The organism is Pedobacter sp. 01T416_2 (genome assembly GCF_056398925.1).
In genome coordinates, this window is the sequence record NZ_JBFTQI010000075.1 from 1 (window position 1) to 18,762 (window position 18,762).

17 protein-coding genes and 1 riboswitch are annotated in these 18,762 nt (G+C 39.5%); of the genes, 8 read left to right on the forward strand and 9 right to left on the reverse strand.

Annotated elements, in window-relative coordinates; translation table 11 throughout:
* Positions 1-153: 153 nt before the first annotated feature.
* Together AC1DPQ_RS05190 and AC1DPQ_RS05195 are read right to left on the reverse strand one after the other, a co-directional pair.
* A complete protein-coding gene (locus tag AC1DPQ_RS05190) occupies positions 154-522 on the reverse strand; it encodes a TM2 domain-containing protein (RefSeq protein WP_029274914.1) in 369 nt (122 codons plus the stop codon).
* Between the two features lie 5 nt (positions 523-527).
* Positions 528-830, reverse strand: coding sequence for a DUF2752 domain-containing protein (locus AC1DPQ_RS05195; RefSeq protein ID WP_477584607.1), 303 nt, complete (start codon positions 828-830; stop codon positions 528-530).
* A 230-nt stretch (positions 831-1,060) separates the two neighbouring features.
* Here AC1DPQ_RS05195 and mfd point away from each other — a divergent pair, with 230 nt between their 5' ends.
* Both mfd and AC1DPQ_RS05205 read left to right on the forward strand, forming a co-directional pair.
* Positions 1,061-4,399 (forward strand): transcription-repair coupling factor, encoded by a 3,339-nt coding sequence (mfd, locus tag AC1DPQ_RS05200; protein WP_477608255.1) that lies wholly within the window; start codon positions 1,061-1,063, stop codon positions 4,397-4,399.
* 2 nt (positions 4,400-4,401) lie between these two features.
* Positions 4,402-4,620 carry a DUF3820 family protein gene (locus AC1DPQ_RS05205; RefSeq protein ID WP_477578950.1) on the forward strand — a complete coding sequence of 73 codons (219 nt, stop codon included), beginning with the start codon at positions 4,402-4,404 and terminating at the stop codon, positions 4,618-4,620.
* Positions 4,621-4,921: 301 nt separating this feature from the next.
* Here the strand turns inward: AC1DPQ_RS05205 and AC1DPQ_RS05210 are convergent, their stop codons facing one another.
* Together AC1DPQ_RS05210 and AC1DPQ_RS05215 are read right to left on the reverse strand one after the other, a co-directional pair.
* Positions 4,922-5,638, reverse strand: a complete 717-nt coding sequence (locus tag AC1DPQ_RS05210) for a DsbA family oxidoreductase (protein ID WP_477578952.1) — start codon at positions 5,636-5,638, stop codon at positions 4,922-4,924.
* 96 nt (positions 5,639-5,734) lie between these two features.
* Positions 5,735-8,275: a M14 family metallopeptidase gene (locus AC1DPQ_RS05215; RefSeq protein ID WP_477608257.1), complete on the reverse strand. Its 2,541-nt coding sequence runs from the start codon at positions 8,273-8,275 to the stop codon at positions 5,735-5,737.
* Positions 8,276-8,403: 128 nt separating this feature from the next.
* A riboswitch (cobalamin riboswitch) is annotated at positions 8,404-8,611 on the forward strand.
* Positions 8,612-8,810: 199 nt separating this feature from the next.
* Here AC1DPQ_RS05215 and metE point away from each other — a divergent pair.
* The 3 genes from metE (at position 8,811) to AC1DPQ_RS05230 (ending at position 12,572) form a co-directional block, all read left to right on the forward strand.
* Positions 8,811-11,144: a 5-methyltetrahydropteroyltriglutamate--homocysteine S-methyltransferase gene (metE, locus tag AC1DPQ_RS05220; RefSeq protein ID WP_477608259.1), complete on the forward strand. Its 2,334-nt coding sequence runs from the start codon at positions 8,811-8,813 to the stop codon at positions 11,142-11,144.
* Between the two features lie 296 nt (positions 11,145-11,440).
* A complete protein-coding gene (locus tag AC1DPQ_RS05225; RefSeq protein ID WP_477578957.1) occupies positions 11,441-11,827 on the forward strand; it encodes an acyl-CoA thioesterase in 387 nt (128 codons plus the stop codon).
* 61 nt (positions 11,828-11,888) lie between these two features.
* Positions 11,889-12,572, forward strand: coding sequence for a class I SAM-dependent methyltransferase (locus tag AC1DPQ_RS05230; protein WP_477578959.1), 684 nt, complete (start codon positions 11,889-11,891; stop codon positions 12,570-12,572).
* A gap of 105 nt (positions 12,573-12,677) precedes the next feature.
* Here the strand turns inward: AC1DPQ_RS05230 and AC1DPQ_RS05235 are convergent, their stop codons facing one another.
* From AC1DPQ_RS05235 to AC1DPQ_RS05245, 3 genes are read right to left on the reverse strand one after another with little or no spacing between them, the layout of a single operon-like run.
* Positions 12,678-13,487 (reverse strand): phosphatidate cytidylyltransferase, encoded by an 810-nt coding sequence (locus AC1DPQ_RS05235; protein WP_477578961.1) that lies wholly within the window; start codon positions 13,485-13,487, stop codon positions 12,678-12,680.
* A gap of 43 nt (positions 13,488-13,530) precedes the next feature.
* Positions 13,531-13,737, reverse strand: coding sequence for a putative signal transducing protein (locus tag AC1DPQ_RS05240; protein ID WP_029274925.1), 207 nt, complete (start codon positions 13,735-13,737; stop codon positions 13,531-13,533).
* A complete protein-coding gene (locus AC1DPQ_RS05245; RefSeq protein ID WP_477608261.1) occupies positions 13,718-14,644 on the reverse strand; it encodes a lysostaphin resistance A-like protein in 927 nt (308 codons plus the stop codon). The genes AC1DPQ_RS05240 and AC1DPQ_RS05245 overlap by 20 nt, the downstream gene beginning before the upstream one ends.
* A 43-nt stretch (positions 14,645-14,687) precedes the next feature.
* On the opposite strand from AC1DPQ_RS05245, the gene dusB reads away from it, so the two are divergent.
* Together dusB and apaG are read left to right on the forward strand one after the other, a co-directional pair.
* Complete coding sequence (gene dusB, locus AC1DPQ_RS05250) at positions 14,688-15,695, forward strand: tRNA dihydrouridine synthase DusB (RefSeq protein WP_477608263.1); 1,008 nt, start codon at positions 14,688-14,690, stop codon at positions 15,693-15,695.
* Positions 15,696-15,731: 36 nt separating this feature from the next.
* On the forward strand, positions 15,732-16,118 hold the full coding sequence (gene apaG / locus AC1DPQ_RS05255) for a Co2+/Mg2+ efflux protein ApaG (protein ID WP_029274928.1): 387 nt from the start codon (positions 15,732-15,734) through the stop codon (positions 16,116-16,118).
* Positions 16,119-16,652: 534 nt separating this feature from the next.
* On the opposite strand, the gene AC1DPQ_RS05260 is transcribed toward apaG, so the two are convergent.
* Positions 16,653-17,348, reverse strand: a complete 696-nt coding sequence (locus AC1DPQ_RS05260; protein ID WP_029274930.1) for a zinc metallopeptidase — start codon at positions 17,346-17,348, stop codon at positions 16,653-16,655.
* 83 nt (positions 17,349-17,431) lie between these two features.
* Here AC1DPQ_RS05260 and AC1DPQ_RS05265 point away from each other — a divergent pair, with 83 nt between their 5' ends.
* Positions 17,432-18,568 carry an NAD(P)/FAD-dependent oxidoreductase gene (locus AC1DPQ_RS05265; protein ID WP_477608265.1) on the forward strand — a complete coding sequence of 379 codons (1,137 nt, stop codon included), beginning with the start codon at positions 17,432-17,434 and terminating at the stop codon, positions 18,566-18,568.
* Position 18,569: 1 nt separating this feature from the next.
* Here AC1DPQ_RS05265 and AC1DPQ_RS05270 read toward each other — a convergent pair.
* On the reverse strand, positions 18,570-18,762 hold a 193-nt coding region (locus tag AC1DPQ_RS05270), incomplete at its 5' end, for a hypothetical protein (RefSeq protein WP_477608267.1).

An 18,762-nucleotide genomic window follows, 5' to 3' on the forward strand; every position in this document is an offset into this window, starting at 1 on the left:
AACAAACCCAGGTTTACAAACCCGACAGAAACAAAAAGCCCGCAAACCCAATTTTTCATTGGGTGCGGACTTGTCGTGTATGGCGGGACGAACATTAATAATTGCGCTGTCTTTGCTTTTCAAAAAATTATTAAGGATCCTAAAAGTGAAAGTTTACTGAAAACCGCCCATTCTTACCATCTGCAAGCTTTCGAAAACCATTTTTTGGTTATGTTCAAAAGCAAGGGTTTTGTGGTTTACGACATCGATGATCGATCCGATAAAACATAAACCTGCGGTTAAGAGGTATAAAATACCCATTCCGATCTGCCCGATGATAAACCTTTGTAATCCTGGGACAGCAAATAAACCGATTAAACAGAAAATTAGCATATCTGATGGATTTTTCCTTTTGCTGCTGTAAACCATTAAGAAGTTACGCAACTGTTGTTCGGTTAATCCGGTGGTAGCTTGTTGTAAGTATGAGAATTCTTCTGGCGTTATACCTGGTAACGACATTAGAGGTGATTGAAATATATCCATGGTTGCTATGTATTTGTGGTTGAAATTTTAAACGTTTTTTTATTTTTTATCAATGTGTAAATTCTATAAACTATAATCAAAAGTGCCGGAAACCCAAACCAATGTTCGGAAAAGCTTTTGGTAAACTCGCCATGTAAAATATGACTGATTGACCTGCCTATACCACATCCCGGACACCAATCCTCAAAACCTAAATTGGCTAGCGGACAAAGTGTGAAGTGATGCTCGTGGCCATTCGTTGTTGCCAGTAATACTAAAGCTGCTACCCAGAAAAAAAGTTCTAGTGGAAAGCTTTTAATGTACTTCATTGTTTCACTTTTTATACAATTTAGAGGTTATAACACCACCTTTGTTACATCAATTTGCCCTTAATCGACGAATGGGGGATATATTTCGACAAAACGAGTAATGGAATCTAACAAAAGATCTTATTTATTTTGCTTTTTGTTTTTCAACACCGTAACCCAGCCAAAAATAGTTAAAAAAACCTTTACACAAATTGCAGGTTAATATTAAAAGATAAGCTTATTTTTGTGCCTTGAACATTCGCGATTTAATAAACAGATACAAAACCGACGATAGGGTAACCCAATTTACCAAAGCGTTGAACAGCAGCAAAAACCCAAAGATACAATTAAAGGGATTGGTGGGTTCGGCCGATGCTATTGTTGCCCTGTCTTCTTACTTTATATTACATAAACCCCTACTGTTCGTTCTACCGGATAGAGAAGAAGCTGCTTATTTTCAGTCTGACCTGGAAAGCGTTTTGGATAAACAGGTTTTATTGTTTCCTTCTTCTTACCGCAAATCATTTGATTTTACACAAGTAGATACGGCCAACGTTTTGGCCCGTGCGGAGGTTTTGAACGAACTGAATCACGATTCGGAATACGGAAAAATTGTGGTTTCTTATCCCGAAGCCATCGCCGAAAAGGTTATTGACCGCTCTGCTTTAGAAAAAAACACTTTAGAAATTAGTTTAGGCGCCAAGTTGGGCATTGATTTTATCAACGAATTTTTAATTGATTACGATTTTGATAGAAGAGATTTTGTTTACGAACCAGGCCAATTTTCTATCCGCGGCGGTATTGTAGACATATTCTCTTTTTCATCTGATTTGCCTTACCGTATTGAGTTTTTTGGTGATGAGGTAGAAAGCATCAGGAGCTTTGAAATTGAAAGTCAGCTTTCGGTTGCCGATGTTAAGTCGCTTACAATTGTGCCAAACGTTCAGGCGAAATTTTTGACCGAAAGCAATATCAGCATCCTCGATTATATCGATCAGGATACACAGCTCTGGTTTAAAGATGTTGAGTTTACCCTTGATATTATTAAAGCTGGCTATAAAAAAGCCGTTGAACTTTGGAAAGCTTTATCTATAACAGATAAAACCCAAAACCCTGAATGGATCGACCCTAAGTTTGCCTTTACAGACGAAAAATTGTTGGGTGATCATCTTCAGGATTTTCCTTTGATAGAATTTGGAAAGCAGTTTTTTTATAAAACGGATAACCGTTTTGAGTTTGAAACCAAGCCACAACCTTCATTCAATAAAGATTTCAATCTACTCATTCACAACCTTAAGGAAAATGAAAAAGCCGGCATTGTTAATTTTATTTTTACCGATTCGCCAAAACAGATCGAGCGGTTATATGCTATTTTAGAGGATATTGATAAAACGGCCAAGTTTACGCCAATTAACAGCATGCTTCGCGAGGGTTTTATAGATCCACAGATCCAGACGGCATTTTATACCGATCACCAGATTTTTGATCGTTACTATAAATACAAGCTTAAAAAAGGCTATCAGAAAAGCCAGGCCATTACTCTAAAAGATCTTCGAGAACTAAAATCCGGCGATTATGTTACCCACATCGATCATGGCATCGGCAAATATGCCGGGCTTGAAAAGGTTGAGGTAAATGGTAAAACCCAGGAGATGATCCGTTTAATTTATGCGGATAACGATCTGCTTTATGTAAACATCAACTCGTTAAACCGCATTGCCAAATACAGTGGCAAAGAGAGTGGAGTACCCAAGATGAATAAGCTGGGTACTGATGCCTGGGATAAGCTAAAAAAAACTACTAAAAAAAAAGTTAAAGATATCGCCCGGGATTTGATCAAGCTTTATGCTTTGCGCAAAACCCAGGCCGGAACGGCATTTTCGCCAGATAGCTATTTACAAACTGAACTGGAGGCTTCTTTTATTTATGAGGACACTCCCGATCAGTTAAAGGCTACCCAAGACGTGAAAAAGGATATGGAATCACCACATCCAATGGATCGTTTGGTTTGTGGTGATGTTGGTTTCGGAAAAACAGAGATTGCAGTACGTGCTGCATTTAAAGCAGTAGCAGAAGGTAAACAGGCCGCTATTTTAGTGCCTACCACAATTTTGGCTTTACAACATTTCAAAACTTTTTCGTCGCGTTTAAAAGATTTCCCGGTTACGGTTGATTACATTAACCGTTTTAAAACCAGTAAACAGATTAAAGATACCCTTGCCGAAGCCGCAGCTGGTAAGGTTGATATATTAATCGGCACACACCGTTTGCTAAGCAAGGATGTAAAGTTTAAGGATCTCGGCATCATGATTATTGATGAAGAGCAGAAATTTGGCGTTACTGCAAAAGAAAGGTTAAAAGCTGTAAGGGTAAACGTTGATACTTTAACACTTACCGCGACTCCGATCCCGAGAACACTGCATTTTTCTTTAATGGGGGCAAGAGATTTATCCATCATCAGTACGCCGCCACCAAACCGGCAACCAGTGAGTACCGAGTTACATGTTTTTAACGATAAACTGATTCAAGAGGCCGTTCAGTTCGAGTTAGACCGCGGCGGACAGGTTTTCTTTATCCATAACCGTGTAAATGATCTGATGCAATTGGGTGGATTGATCCAGAAACTGGTTCCAAAAGCGAGGATCGGTATTGCGCACGGGCAGTTAGATGGCGATCAACTCGAAGATGTAATGCTCGATTTCATTAATGGTGAAAAAGATGTTCTGGTAGCCACAACTATTATAGAAGCAGGTTTAGATATTCCAAATGCCAATACCATCATTATTAACCATGCGCACATGTTTGGTTTGAGTGATTTGCATCAGATGCGTGGCCGGGTAGGTAGGAGCAACAAAAAAGCTTTCTGTTATTTGCTTTCGCCGCCATTATCAACTTTAACTTCTGAAGCCCGGAAGCGTTTAAGCGCCATTGAAGAGTTTTCTGACTTGGGAAGCGGCTTTAACGTGGCCATGCGCGATCTGGATATCCGTGGAAGTGGTAATTTATTGGGCGCCGAACAAAGTGGTTTTATTGCCGAAATCGGGTTTGAGATGTACCACAAGATATTGGATGAAGCCATCCAGGAATTAAAAGAAGCTGAGTTTAAAGGTCTGTTCGAAAATGAACCTGCCCGTCCGTTTGTAGGCTTTACGCAGGTAGATACCGACTTGGAACTATATATCCCTGACGCATACATTACCAATATTACCGAGCGTTACAATTTATATACCGAGCTTTCTAAACTCGATAATGAAGCGGAATTAGCCATTTTTGAAAAACATTTGGCCGATCGTTTCGGTCCTGTTCCGCCACAGGTAAAAACCATGCTCAGTGTGGTACGTTTGCAATGGTTGGGCAAGAAATTGGGTTTCGAGAAAATTAGTTTTAAGAAAAATAGTTTGCGCGGATATTTCTTAAGCGATAAACAATCTACTTATTTCGATTCGAATACCTTTACCAAGATTTTAACTTTTGCGCAGAACCACCCACGTATGTGTAATTTAAAAGAAGTAAAAAATACATTAAGAATTGCTTTTGATAACATAAGTACTGTTGAAGAAGCAATTCAAACTTTAGAACTAATCGATTAACCATGGACCCAACCTTATTGCTCGATTTAGTGAAAATGCAAATGCCTTATGGAAAATACAAAGGTTACCTGATCTGCAATATCCCCGAAAGTTATTTGCTTTGGTATAAGGATAAAGGCTTCCCAAAAGGGAAATTGGGCGATTTATTGGCTACGATGTTCGAAATTCGGGTGAATGGTTTAGAGTATCTGTTAACGCCATTGAAGAATCAAAATCGGTAGTTAAGAATGATAGGTTAATGCGAACATTTATTCCGGGCTATTGTCTTCCCGAACCAAAAAGTGATGGTGGCAGGTATAGAGGAATCGTCATTCCCAACTTGATTGGGAATCGTAATGCCTTAGTAGGGTCGCAGGTTGCATATAAGATTCCCGCCTGCGCGGGAAAGACGACCGTTTTGAATAGACCTCTCCATTGCGCTGCGCTCCAGTCGAGGTGACGACTAATCTGTAAAAACCGCAGATCAAAATGGCTTTCGCAGAAAAAATCTGCGTTGATCAGCTTAATCTGCGGGAAACAAATCTATATCTCACAGCCATTCTCATCACAAACCGCATCATCATTTTTGTTTAATGAAGTCAGTGTAGTTTTAGGCTGAGCGTCTTTCCATTCCGTAAAACTTTGGGTAAGCGCATCGGTAAAAGCCTGAACAGGCTGAGCACCGGAAACACCGTACTTGCGGTCCATTACAAAATAAGGCACACCACGGATTCCTAAATTCTGGCTTTCATAAATATCATAACGAACAGCTTCAGCAAACTCATTTCCATTCAGAACTGATTCGGCCTCATCTTTATCCAAGCCAATTTCTACGGCAAGATCAACCAAAACACTCGTTTCACCGATATTTTTACTGTTTACGAAATGCGCTTCAAACAGTTTTTCTTCGGCTAAATCCTGAAGGTTATGTTTTGCCGCCAAATGTATCAAACGATGCGCGTTGAAGGTATTGGCAGGGATATTCGTATCAAAATCTATCTTCAAACCAGCATTTGCAGCCATATCCACAACCTGTTTGGTCATTTGCTTAGCTTGCTCTATTGGCATTCCCTTACTCCGCGAAAGGTAATCGTACACCGATTCGTTATTGGTATTGTGATACTCTGGATTAAGCTGATAGCTCTTCCAATCCACCTCAATTTCATTTTTGAAAGGTAATTTTTCTATCGCCTGTTCAAAATGTCTTTTCCCGATATAGCAAAACGGACACATTACGTCCGACCAAATTTCTACTTTCATAGCACAAAATTAAGGTGATTATACTTGCCTATGGTAAGGCTAAAGTAAAAAGCCACTATCGTTTAGGATAGTGGCTTTCATTTATAATTACTGTAACTACTTGTACAACTGATTAAATATCAGCTTAAAAGTGCCATGGGTTTGTGCTCGAAAAGCAATTTCTGGCCCAAAAGCAAGCAGTTTGCCTTTACCAACCTTCGCTTCAAAGGCCGTTACACCATCTTGCAGGTAAGCCTGCCCCCAGGCCCAGCCGCTGCGCAGCGGAGTGGCATTTTCGAACCACATTAAAGGTTTAATCTTTCCAGCCACAATGGCGTCGCCTGTGAGCTTAAAAACGGGGCTATTGTCAAAATATACGTCAGCTTCCTTTTCCATGCCCCAGGTTGTTGGCAAAGTTGTGTCTACACCAACATTTAAAACGCTTCCGGGAACATAATATTTTTCGGCGGGTAATCTCTTTTCCTCTCCGTTTACGATTTCGACCATTGCATTCCGAACTGGAAGATTTAAATGGTAAGCTAAATTGGTGCTACTGCCAATAGCTACAATATTCCCCCCCGCTTCCAAAAATTTCTTTAATTCAGGGATCGATTTGTCTGCAGTAATCCTTCCCAAACGGTTTCTAAACTCTTGAGGAACTTCTTCTGCCTTTGGTCCGAAAGACCTGTTTCCAAACCCTCCTCCTTGTACCGATGGGATCGCGCCACCTACAAAAACAATTACATCGTATTTAGATTTTAAGTTCCCCGCATCTATATCCTGCGGATAAATTACTGTTGCGTTATAATGGTATTGCTCCATTAAAAAGCGCACCCACCCTGAGGCCATAGAACCTCCATAGGTATCCCAAAGGGCAATTTTTCTGGGAGAGATTTTAATTTTATCTTTTGGAGCGGCAGCACTTTTCAGTTTGATGTTTGCTTTTTCCAATATTGATTTCCCTGCTGAAGAAACATAAAAATCGCCATTTTCAGTCGAACGGTAAACTTCAACTTTATTTTTCAAAAGGTCGTTCACTGCAGTATATCCGGCAGCATCATATGGCGGAATTGGTGCGCCTCCTTCATATTTAAAATCATTTGGGTGATCTTGCGGTTCGAACATATCTAAAACATGCGGACGAAAAGCCTGATCGGTTTTTACGATATAACTTCCGGCAGGATAATTTTTTCCTGCAACGGCAAATGAAGCGGTTGCTTTTTGAACCACAACACCTGTTCTGATCAAAGCGTTTAAAAATTTAACGGCAGAATTAAAATCCGGCTGATCGGCGCTTAAAATATATCCGCGCGGATCTCTGTTTACAGGAGCCTTCATCACCGTATCAAAAGCTTTCATGCTAAGCTGACGCCGGGAGCCAAAATCATCATCACCTCCAGCAATCGGGCCACCTTTTTCACCTTTTGCCGCATTATTAATGGCTTCTATTTTTTTAGGAGAAAAAGACCAGGTATCTTTTTTACCACGCTCTATCGAATTTCTGCCCATCTGGTAAATGTTGTACAACAATTCGTCACGGTAACGTTGTGCGTAATTTAAAACGGCATAGTTTAACGATACTGAATAGTCAATCGAGTTTTTAAAGTACCATTTCCTCGGGGTAATCGGGTTTGGCGAATCGCCGTTCGGCAATAATCTCGAAGGAATTAACGGAATTTCAGAAGGTGTAGGGTTCCCGATAATTTCGGTCAGGAGCCCAATCATATTATGAAAATATGTTGTGGTTCTTAGTCCGCCATTGTACCAGGTAGAATAAACCGATCCTCCACGTTGGGTATAACCAGGTTTGTTTTCTACATTCATACGGTTGTGCATGGCTGCGCCAACGGCATCTAAACTGGTTAACAGCGTTGGGTCGAAAACATAATTGAAAGGATCGCGATAAGGTGGGCCTGCAACAACGGTTCCTGCCGGACCAGCCTGATGGTGGTTATACATAATCTGCGGAATCCATTCCACAAAAAGCTGGCGACCGATATTCTGTGTTTCTTTAAGGTTTAACATAAAGAAATCGCGGTTGTTATCGTGACCTGCGTACTTTTCGTACAAAACAGGCAAACCTGAGGTTGTTCTTTTTTTGGGGTCTTTCTCTCTCATGTACCAATTGCTCACCAATTCTTGTCCATCAGGGTTGGCATGGGTAAACAAAATGATTACGTTATCCAAAATACGCAGGGTTTCAGGGTCTTTCCTGGAGGCAAACTCATAAGCAGTTTCGATCAGCTGATGCGCACCCACCACCTCGTTGGCATGCAAGCCACCATCTATCCAAACTACTGCTTTACCTTCCTGGGCTAATGCTTTTGCCTGCTCAGGTGTAATTTCTGCATGCGCCAGCTGTTGCGAAATTTCCTTGTAACGCGCTAATTTCTTGAGGTTTTCTGGTGAAGAAACAATCAACATATATTGACTTCTGCCTTCTTCGGTTTTGCCAATATCAACTAGTTTAATGCGGTCAGAACTTGCCGCGAGTTTCTTAAAATAAGCTTCTGTTTGGGTATAATTGGCCAATTGATAATCGTCGCCGATATCAAAACCAAAATGCGATTTTGGCGTTGGCACTTCCTGCGCCAGCACCGCACAGCTATTTACCATTAAAAAAGCAATACAAAGCCTTTTAAAGTAGATTTTTATCATAATAAGGGTGTTTAGTTAGGTAATCAAATATAGTAGAGAATAAGGTCCAAAAACGGCTTGCTGTAAATTTGTTACAAGTTTTAAATCCTAATCCATACATTTGTCCTGATGTAAGTTCTTAACTTTATTTTTCATCAACCGATACAGGTTCCCGGAATACAACCGGGATTAATAGGGAATCGTGTGCAAATCACGAGCTGTCGCGCAACTGTAAATTCTGTCTTTTGTTAAAAAAGACAACGGTCTTATCATTCATGCCACTGTGCCGTTTACCGGGATGGGAAGGCGATAAGATCGGGAATAAGTCAGGAGACCTGCCTATATTGAATTGACGGTGCTTTCGCGTTATAAAGTAATTGGTCAGGTCTGATTGTACACCATAAAATTAACCATTTTATATGCTTGCTTTAAGCTTTTTGCTGATGAGTAGGCTGTGTGTGCGCTAACCTTTCCTTTTTTATTTCTAACAAAAAAACATTATAAAATATTGCTTTAAGGGCTTTTAAACGATTTATTTACTTAATCTTTAAAAGAGATGCTAACGCAAAATCTGGGCTATCCGCGAATAGGTAGCCAAAGGGAATTAAAGAAAATCTGCGAAAATTACTGGGCAGATAAAACTGGGTACAAAAATGTACTTCAGGTGGGAAAAAACATTCGCCACGAAAACTGGAACCTTCAAAAAGAAGCCGGAATTGATATCATTCCTTCGAATGACTTTTCTTTTTACGATCACGTGCTCGATCATTCTTTAACTTTTGGCGCGATCCCGAAAAGGTACAACGAAGTGATCCTGAAAAAAGGAAATTCAGAGCTTGATCTCTATTTTGCTATGGCAAGAGGTTATCAAAAAGAAGGATTGGATTTGGTAGCGATGGAAATGACCAAATGGTTCGATACCAATTACCATTATATCGTTCCTGAGTTTTACAAAGACCAGCCTTTTAAACTTTTCTCTACAAAAATTATCGATGAGTTTTACGAGGCAAAACAATTGGGCATTACCACCAAACCCGTTTTAATCGGTCCTGTTTCTTACCTTTTATTGGGAAAAGAAAAGGAAGCTGGCTTTGAAAAGATCGATCTGATCAAAAATCTCCTTCCGGTTTATATCGAGATATTATCCCGCTTGGATGCTTTGGATGTAGAATATGTTCAGTTTGATGAACCTTTTTTGACTTTAGACCTTACCGAAAAAGACAAGAAAGCTTACGAATATGCCTATAAAGAGATCAGAAAAGCTTTTCCCAGGTTAAAAATTGTTTTGGCTACTTATTTTGAGGGCTTGGGCAATAATTTAGCGCTAACTACATCACTCCCGGTAAATGTTTTACATATCGACCTGGTACGAGCTGAAGGTCAATTGACGGATGTTTTAGCTTCGTTAAAAGAAGATACCATCCTTTCGTTAGGTTTGGTAGACGGAAGAAACATCTGGAAAAATGATTTCGAGAAATCTGCTTCAATCATTAATCAAGCTGTAGAAAAAAGGGGCTTCGATAAGGTGTGGATCGCCCCATCTTGTTCCCTAATCCACTCACCGGTTGATTTAGACAATGAAACCAATGCGCAAAACCTTTCGGCCGAAATTAAACAGTGGCTGGCCTATGCGAAACAAAAAATTGCAGAGGTAGCTACCTTAAAAAAACTGATCACCAACGAAAGCCCTGCATCTACCCTGCAAAAACTTGAGGAAAATAAGATCGCGATTGCTAACCGTAAAGTTTCTAAAATCATCCACAATCCTGAAGTTAAACAACGTGTTTTAGGATTAAAAGAGCAGGATGCAGAACGTTTAAGTCCATTTTCGAGCAGAAAAATTAAACAACAGGAACTCAATCTGCCAAGTTACGCCACCACAACCATCGGGTCGTTTCCGCAAACGGCAGAAGTAAGAAGCTGGAGAGCAAAGCTTAAAAATGGAACTTTTACAGTTGAAGAATATGATGATCTTATTGCGAAAGAAACCGCAAAAGCCGTAAACTGGCAGGAAGAAATCGATCTGGATGTTTTGGTTCATGGCGAATTTGAGCGTAACGATATGGTTGAATACTTCGGTGAGCAGCTAGATGGTTTTGCTTTCTCCAAAAATGGCTGGGTACAGAGTTATGGTTCACGCTGTGTAAAACCACCGATCATTTTTGGTGATGTTTCGCGTCCGAAACCCATGACGGTAAAATGGACGGCCTATGCACAGTCGCTTACTTCGAAATATATGAAAGGTATGCTCACAGGTCCTGTAACCATCTTACAATGGTCATTTGTACGTAATGATCAACCAAGATCAGAAACCTGTACCCAAATTGCATTGGCCATCCGTGATGAGGTTTGCGACCTGGAAAATGCAGGGATAAAAATCATTCAGATTGATGAGCCTGCCATTAGAGAAGGTTTACCATTGCGCAAAGCTGATTGGCAAACTTACCTGAACTGGGCGGTTAAAGCCTTTAAAATTTCAGCGAGCGGCGTGAAAGATGATACGCAGATCCACACACACATGTGTTACTCGGAATTTAACGATATCATCCAAAACATTGCCGATATGGATGCCGACGTAATCACCATCGAAACCTCACGTTCGCAAATGGAATTATTAGACGCATTTGCCGATTTTAAATATCCAAACGAAATTGGCCCAGGTGTATACGATATTCACTCTCCAAGGGTTCCGAAGAGGGAAGAAATGGTTCAGTTGCTCAAAAAAGCAAAGGCTGTTATTCCCTCCGGGCAACTCTGGGTAAACCCTGATTGTGGTTTAAAAACCCGTGGATGGGACGAAACCAAAAAGGCACTAATAGAAATGGTTGAAGCCGCAAAAGAAATGCGTAAAGCCGAAGMGGTACTTGCGGCAGATCTTCAGGTGAATTAATTCTATTTTGCCATGGAGAAACCAATACTATTAAGTTAAGAATTCGATTGTTGTCAGTCTGAGCTTGTCGAAGACCCTTATCGTGAAATAATTAAAAAGACTGTCCTTCATCAAACTCAGGATGACATCTTTTTAGTTATTTCACCACTTAATTGCATTGCCAGAAATACTGAAAGCACATTTATTTTTGCACTTCCAGTATCCATTTCTCATACGCAAGCCTTTTACTTTGGCAATTTTCTACTAAAAATAACCAGAAAGTTGCCAAAGCTTTTTACAGCACCTATATTTAACCCATGACCCTAGAAGAAAGAATAGAAAATTCTAAAACCAGCATTTTTAAAGCCGTTTTCCCAAATACAACAAATCATTACGACACCCTTTTCGGCGGAACAGCCATGCATTTAATGGACGAAGTTGCTTTTATTACTGCAACCCGTTTTAGCCGTCAGATCATGGTTACCGTAAGCAGCGACAGGATAGATTTTAAGAAACCAATTCCGGCAGGCTCAATTGTAGAGCTTATCGGTAAGGTAAGCCACGTTGGTAATACCAGTTTAAAGGTTAATGTAGAAATTTATATCGAACAGATGTATGCCGAAGGAAGAGAATTGGCCGTTCATGGCGATTTTACTTTTGTGGCCATTGATGAAAATAAAAAGCCAGTTCAAGTGATTAAATAATCTTATAAGCTTTGGCCAAAACGATGTAAAAATCATAATGCCTAAATTTTTAAATTTGATTATGGAACAGCAACTTTCTGAAGAAGACTTAAAAAATATTGCCAAACAATTGGGTTGCCCTGAAGGCGAACACGGCATTAAAACAGGTGAAATGATGCATACCAATAATATCGGCATGACTACTTCTGCAATTGAGGCATTAAACCTTCAAAGCGATGAAACTGTTTTGGAAATCGGTCATGGTAACGGCGGGCATATTGCCCACTTATTATCGCAAGCCGAAAACCTCCATTATTTCGGTGCTGATATTTCTGCAACCATTATTGCCGAGGCTGAAAAGATCAATCAGGATTTCATAACAAAAGGGAAGGTTCACTTTCAACTAACAGATGGCATTACATTGCCATTTGAGGATGATCGTTTTGATAAAATTTTTACGGTTAATACAATCTACTTTTGGACAAATCCAAGTGAATACCTCAACGAAATTAAGCGAACACTAAAACCTGACGGCACTTTGACTATATGTTTTGCTGATAAAAATTTCATGAAAAATCTCCCGTTTACGCCCTATGGTTTTACACTTTACAATGTAGAATCCGTAAAAGAACTATTAGAAAAAGCGGGGTTTGCCATTAAAAATACGCTCAAAAAATTAGAGCAGATACAAAGTAAAACCGGTGAAAAGATAGAAAGAGCGTATTATGTTGTAATAGCTACTACTGAACATAGTCCTCGTTTGTAACGAGGATTAGCGAGAATAGCGATTGTATCGCTAATAGCATAACCACATTACAAATGTGGATCTCATTCATTCTCGTTACAAACGAGGACGATAGATAAGTCAATTTTAATACAAAATCAGATACAGATAGGCATAAACCACAGGAGCAGACAATAACAATCCATCAAAACGATCTAACAAACCTCCATGCCCCGGTAACAAACCGCCGCTATCTTTCGTATCTAAACTGCGCTTAAGCATCGATTCTACTAAATCGCCCAACGTACCAAAGCTTGCAATCAACACAGCCATACCGATCCAAACCCAAGCTGGACTTTCGGTAAACAGAAATGATAAACCAAAAGCGACCAAAACACTGGTGAACATCCCTCCGAAAAATCCTTCCCAGCTTTTCTTTGGCGAGTGGCGCTCAAATAATTTACGTTTCCCGTATTTTACACCAAAAAGGTAGGCGCCTGTATCGTTTGCCCAAAGCATTAGCAAAAATGCTAGAGGAAGATGAAAGTTATATTCGTTCCAGTTTTTCAAAAAGCCCAGAGCATGAAAAAAACAGAATGGAATGGTTACATAAACAAAGCCAACAAAAGTGTACGAGATGTTGGCGAATGGAATTTTGTTCTTTTTGTATAACTCTGTGATAAAAACTGAGAAAATTAACGGGATACAAAGCAGCAAATACTTCACATCGTATTTAAGGTAATGTAAGCCAGCGGCCATTAAAAACACTAATGAGCCAGCTGCCAAACCGATATTTCGGTTTGGCCTGATGCCAGAGTTTTTAATCAGCTTGTAAAATTCAAACAAAGCCAAAACACTTAAAACAAGATAAAATATGGTAAAAGTGTAGCTCCCCAGAAGGATAGAGCCAAGCATTACAATGGTAAAAAAGAAAGCGGTTATTGCCCTGGTTTTCATTTAAGGTAAGAGGTAAAGGGTGTAAGGTTTAAGGTCATCATCACTATTCAATTTCGTTTTCAACGATGTATTCTATGGCTTTATCGAAATCTACCTTATTCACCAAAACATTTATTTCGCCAATATTATATGCCGAGAGCTGTTTATTTATCGTTACTGCCGGAATTCCGGCTTCTGTTAATCCCTGTTTTAATACCTCGGCCGCAAAGGCATCGCTGGTGGTATATACTTTAACCCAATTTTCGCTCACGTGTTGCGCTATCTTTAAAAATTTTGAACAAAGCTATGGTAATTATTGCACTAATTAAATAGCCATACCATGGAAAACCGATCGGTTCATCAGCWTTATCAAGTGGCATATGGTGTTTTTGCRTATAAAAAGCTGCACAAACCGCATAGGCGTTGTTTATAAAGTGCGCCAGCATGGCATACCAGATGCTTCCGCTATAATAATACAGGTAGCCAAAACCTGCACCCAATAACATACGTGGCACAAAACCATAAAACTGCATATGGATGGCACTGAAAATTATGGCCGATAACCAAATAGCTAGATCTGGGTTTTCAAAAGCCCTGTTTAACGATCGTTGCACACCTCCACGAAACATTAATTCTTCGCCAATTGCAGGTATTACAGCAATCATAACGAGGTTTACAATGAAATCGAAATTACTTCGTACAGTGATCAATTGAATTGTCATTTTCATTGCAATAGCTTCTTTCTCCTTCATCCACTGTTCTATCTTATGTAAAAAATCAGGCAAAACCATTTTTTGGTTCCAAATCACTGTCCATTCCATAAATGGCATACTCAGTATCATAATTGCCAGAACAAGCACAACTAATAAGAATTTTGGTTGTTTGAAAAGATAAAATTCTGTTACTTTTTTCCTTTCTGTTAAGGCCAGGGCAATTGGAGGTAAAATAAATGTTCCGATCGAACTTAATATTTGTATCACTTTAAAACCAGCAATATACTTAGTATCACCAGCTAAAAGCATGTCCAAATTACTTACTACTCCTAAGCCATACATCAGTAAAACAATGATAATAGCTAGAATCCCAAATACAAGTCCGCCCGTAACTGCGTAAAATAAAAGTAAAAGTAATTGTAAGAAAGGATTGATTTCCTCTCTGTTAGGTGTTACAAAATTCATTATTTGTACCTTTGTATGTTTTATTAATCGTTGAAGATAGAAAATGTCTGTTAAGATAGGAAATATAGATTTAGGTGAGTTCCCGTTATTACTGGCTCCAATGGAGGATGTGAGCGATCCGCCGTTCCGTTATGTATGCAAAAAAAACGGGGCTGATATGATGTACACCGAATTTATTTCTTCGGAAGGTTTGATCCGCGATGCTGCAAAAAGCAGACAAAAGCTTGATATTTTTGAATACGAAAGGCCAATTGGCATCCAGATTTTTGGTGGCGATATCGATCATATGCGTGAAGCCTCAGAAATTGCCTCTGCAGCAGGACCTGACCTGGTTGACATTAATTATGGCTGTCCGGTTAAAAACGTTGTGTGTAAAGGTGCTGGTTCTAGCCTTTTACAGGATATCGATAAAATGGTAAAAATGACCGAAGCTGTTGTTAAAGCTTCACATTTGCCGGTTACCGTTAAAACCCGCCTTGGTTGGGATGATAACACCAAAAATGTTTACGAAGTGGCCGAGCGGCTTCAGGACGTGGGTATTCAGGCACTTACCATTCACGGCAGAACAAGAGCGCAGTTATATAAAGGGGAGGCCGATTGGTCACTTATCCGGGAGATTAAACGCAATCCACGCATCAAAATACCGATTTTTGGTAACGGCGATGTAGATAGTCCTGAAAAAGCAGCGGCCTGGCGCATGGAATATGAGATAGATGGCATTATGATCGGCCGTGCCGCAATCGGTTACCCATGGATTTTCCGCGAGGTAAAACACTTTTTTAAAACAGGCGAACATCTTGCCGGACCAACTATTGAAGAACGCATTGAAGTTTGTCGAACACATTTAGATAAATCGTTAGAATGGAAAGGCCCTAAAACCGGAATCTTCGAAATGCGCCGCCATTATGCAAACTATTTTAAAGGCTTACCGGATTTTAAACCTTACCGTATGCGTTTGGTGGCCGAGCCAGATATCAACAACATTTACAGTATTTTAGAAGAAGTGGCAGAAAAATTTGYCGACTACGATGCCACTAAAGTACTGGCTTGATTTTTGAAAGGTTTTTTTATACATTCGTAAATCATCATGGTTACAGCTATTACAGACGGGGTTAAGGTTTCGGTAGAAACAGTGTACCAGCCAGAATATTCAAATCCGGCCAACGAGCATTATATGTTCGCTTATCGCGTAGAAATTTCTAATCTTTCTGATTATGCTGTTCAATTAATGCGCCGTCAGTGGTTTATTTTCGATTCGAACAGTAGCCGAAGAGAGGTAGAGGGTGAGGGTGTTGTTGGTTTACAGCCCATTATTCAACCTGGCGAAACACATGTATATGTTTCAGGCTGTAATCTAAAAACCGATATGGGCAGCATGAAAGGTGCCTACTTAATGAAACGTGATATAGATGGATCTGAATTCGAGGTTGATATTCCAGAATTTCAGTTAATCGCTCCTTATAAATTGAACTAATCCTACTAATATTAAATCTCTAGTTCAGCATGACGTGCGCGTGAGAGAAGAAGCTAAAAACCTATCAACTTAGCTTATTAAATTATATGTAGGTAGAAATCAATTTCAGCATTTTATTTTAATGTTAGCCCTGCTTTTTGTTTCAAGTCCTCGCTGCCGCTGTGGGCTTTTCACGTCAATCAGGTTTAAACCGCAGTTTTGCTGCAACTATTAAAGGTTTAACAGCATGATGCCTGCAATTTTTTGTGCACCCTGCAACCCTAAATACTATTACTAACCTAGCCACCTAAACCCGATCAGAGCGGGATGCCGATTTTTTCTATCGGCAGAAGCGGGAGCGGGACCGGAGCTTACCTAAGCACCACAAAACCTGCTTTCCAAAAACTAGATATAACCTATGTTTGATTTAAACTTTACATATATCAATCTATGCAAAAAAGACCCAGATCCCGAACATTCGGGACAGGTGACGGCTACCAAAAACGGCCAGGATTAACCCGGCCGCTCTGTGCTTTTCATAATTAGATATCTCTTTTAATCTCTGCTTCGTCCAAAAAGCATTGATGCGTAATACAATAAATTGGCTAATGCACCAACAGCCGCTACCACATAAGTCATGGCTGCCCACCAAAGTGCATCTTTAGCCTGCGCATTTTCTTCTTGTGTTTGCATTACACCGTTATTATTTTTTAGCCAGGCCAATGCGCGGTTACTGGCATCAAATTCGACTGGTAGGGTAATGATACTAAATATGGTTACCAGCGCTAAACCTACTACACCAATTGCCAAAACAATTGGATTTCCGGTAAAGCCTATTAACAATACACCAATTAATAATACCCATTGTAAAAGATTAGATGAAATACTTACCACCGGAACCATACTGCTTCTTAAATTAAGCCAGTTATACGATTTCGCCTGTTGCACGGCATGGCCACATTCGTGGGCCGCTACAGCCGCCGCCGCTACACTTCGACTATAATATACATCTGTACTTAAATTAACAGTTTTATCTGATGGATTGTAATGATCTGTTAGTTGTCCTTCGGTACTCATCACCTTCACGTCGTATATCCCATTATCATGTAGCATTCTTTCTGCCACCTCTTTGCCCGATAAACCAGAGCTAAGTTGCATTTCGGCATACTTAGAAAACTTATTTCTAAATCGCCATTGTACAAACATGCTCAGCAATAATACCGGGATGATTAATATTAAATAAACTCCCATTTTCTTCTGTATGTTTTTCGTTTAACATATATCAAAAAGCGTTCCCATATTATTTGACTGTTAAAAAATAGTACATTTATACTATGCAAACAGCGTTTTCATATTGGGAGAAGGAGTCGTTTTTTACTTACGATACCATTGTTATCGGTAGTGGAATTGTGGGTTTAAATGCTGCCATCCAACTTAAAAAAACTGCTCCGGCTTTAAAAATTGCTATACTCGAAAAGGGCTTTTTACCAACAGGCGCCAGCACCAAAAATGCGGGTTTTGCATGCTTCGGTAGCATTTCTGAACTCATTGAGCAAGAAGAATGTGCTGGCTTAAATGGTCTGGCACTCCTTATAGAAAAACGCTGGAAGGGCCTGCTTAAACTGCGCAATTTATTAGGCGATAAAACCATTGATTACCAATGTTTAGGCGGCTACGAATTATTTAAAAATGATGACATTTTTCTGGCCGACAAATGTGTATCCAAAATTGAACATTATAACCGTCTCATTAACGATGTTGTTGGCCCCAAGGCCTTTGGCCTTGCCAATAAGAAAATTACTTCCTTTGGTTTTAAAGGCATCAACACCTTAATCGAAAACCGGTACGAAGCGCAGATTGATAGCGGTAAAATGATGTTTGCTTTAATTCAATATGCACAAAAACTCGGCGTTAGCATATTTAATAATTGTACGGTTGATCAAATTCAGGAAGAAAACAAGGGTACGCAATTGCTAACCAAAAACGGAAGCTTTTTCAGTAAACGGCTAATTGTAACCACCAATGCTTTTGTAAAAGACTTATTGCCCGATGTTGATATTAGTCCTGGTCGTAGCCAGGTTTTAATTACCAAACCTATTAAAGAGCTAAAAATAGCAGGCACCTTCCACTACGATAAAGGTTATTATTACTTTAGAAATATAAATAATAGAGTTTTATTAGGTGGCGGCAGAAATATCGATTTTAAAGCCGAAGAAACCACCGAATTTGGCCAAACTGAGCCTGTTCAGCTAGCACTTGAAGATTTATTAAAAAACGTAATCCTCCCTGAATTGAATTATGAAATCGATTATCGATGGAGCGGTATTATGGCTTTTGGAAAAATTCTTGAACCACTTATAGAAGAGATTAAGCCAAATATCTTTTGTGCTACGCGGTGCAACGGCATGGGCATAGCAATTGGTTCGCAAACAGGAGAAGACGTGGCAAATCTTCTCCTAAATAAATTGTAAGTTATAATTTACTAGCCATCATTTTTATTTTATCTGTATAAATGTCCTCAGGTATAATCCATCGGTTTATTTCTTTACACCAAAAATCAAATTTTTCTCGGTTTGCGTTTCTATAATACTGATACGTAATATTATATGCCATATCTGCTTTAGATACTTCATTGCTACAAAATATTAATGCATGCAAATATGCC

Coding starts and splice junctions, on each gene's coding strand:
- AC1DPQ_RS05230 (WP_477578959.1), top strand. CDS start 11,889: ATGGAACAGCAACTTTCTGAAGAAGACTTAAAAAATATTGCCAAACAA.
- AC1DPQ_RS05215 (WP_477608257.1), bottom strand. CDS start 8,275: ATGATAAAAATCTACTTTAAAAGGCTTTGTATTGCTTTTTTAATGGTA.
- AC1DPQ_RS05265 (WP_477608265.1), top strand. CDS start 17,432: ATGCAAACAGCGTTTTCATATTGGGAGAAGGAGTCGTTTTTTACTTAC.
- AC1DPQ_RS05225 (WP_477578957.1), top strand. CDS start 11,441: ATGACCCTAGAAGAAAGAATAGAAAATTCTAAAACCAGCATTTTTAAA.
- AC1DPQ_RS05205 (WP_477578950.1), top strand. CDS start 4,402: ATGGACCCAACCTTATTGCTCGATTTAGTGAAAATGCAAATGCCTTAT.
- AC1DPQ_RS05210 (WP_477578952.1), bottom strand. CDS start 5,638: ATGAAAGTAGAAATTTGGTCGGACGTAATGTGTCCGTTTTGCTATATC.
- apaG (WP_029274928.1), top strand. CDS start 15,732: ATGGTTACAGCTATTACAGACGGGGTTAAGGTTTCGGTAGAAACAGTG.
- AC1DPQ_RS05260 (WP_029274930.1), bottom strand. CDS start 17,348: ATGGGAGTTTATTTAATATTAATCATCCCGGTATTATTGCTGAGCATG.
- AC1DPQ_RS05235 (WP_477578961.1), bottom strand. CDS start 13,487: ATGAAAACCAGGGCAATAACCGCTTTCTTTTTTACCATTGTAATGCTT.
- AC1DPQ_RS05190 (WP_029274914.1), bottom strand. CDS start 522: ATGGATATATTTCAATCACCTCTAATGTCGTTACCAGGTATAACGCCA.
- AC1DPQ_RS05195 (WP_477584607.1), bottom strand. CDS start 830: ATGAAGTACATTAAAAGCTTTCCACTAGAACTTTTTTTCTGGGTAGCA.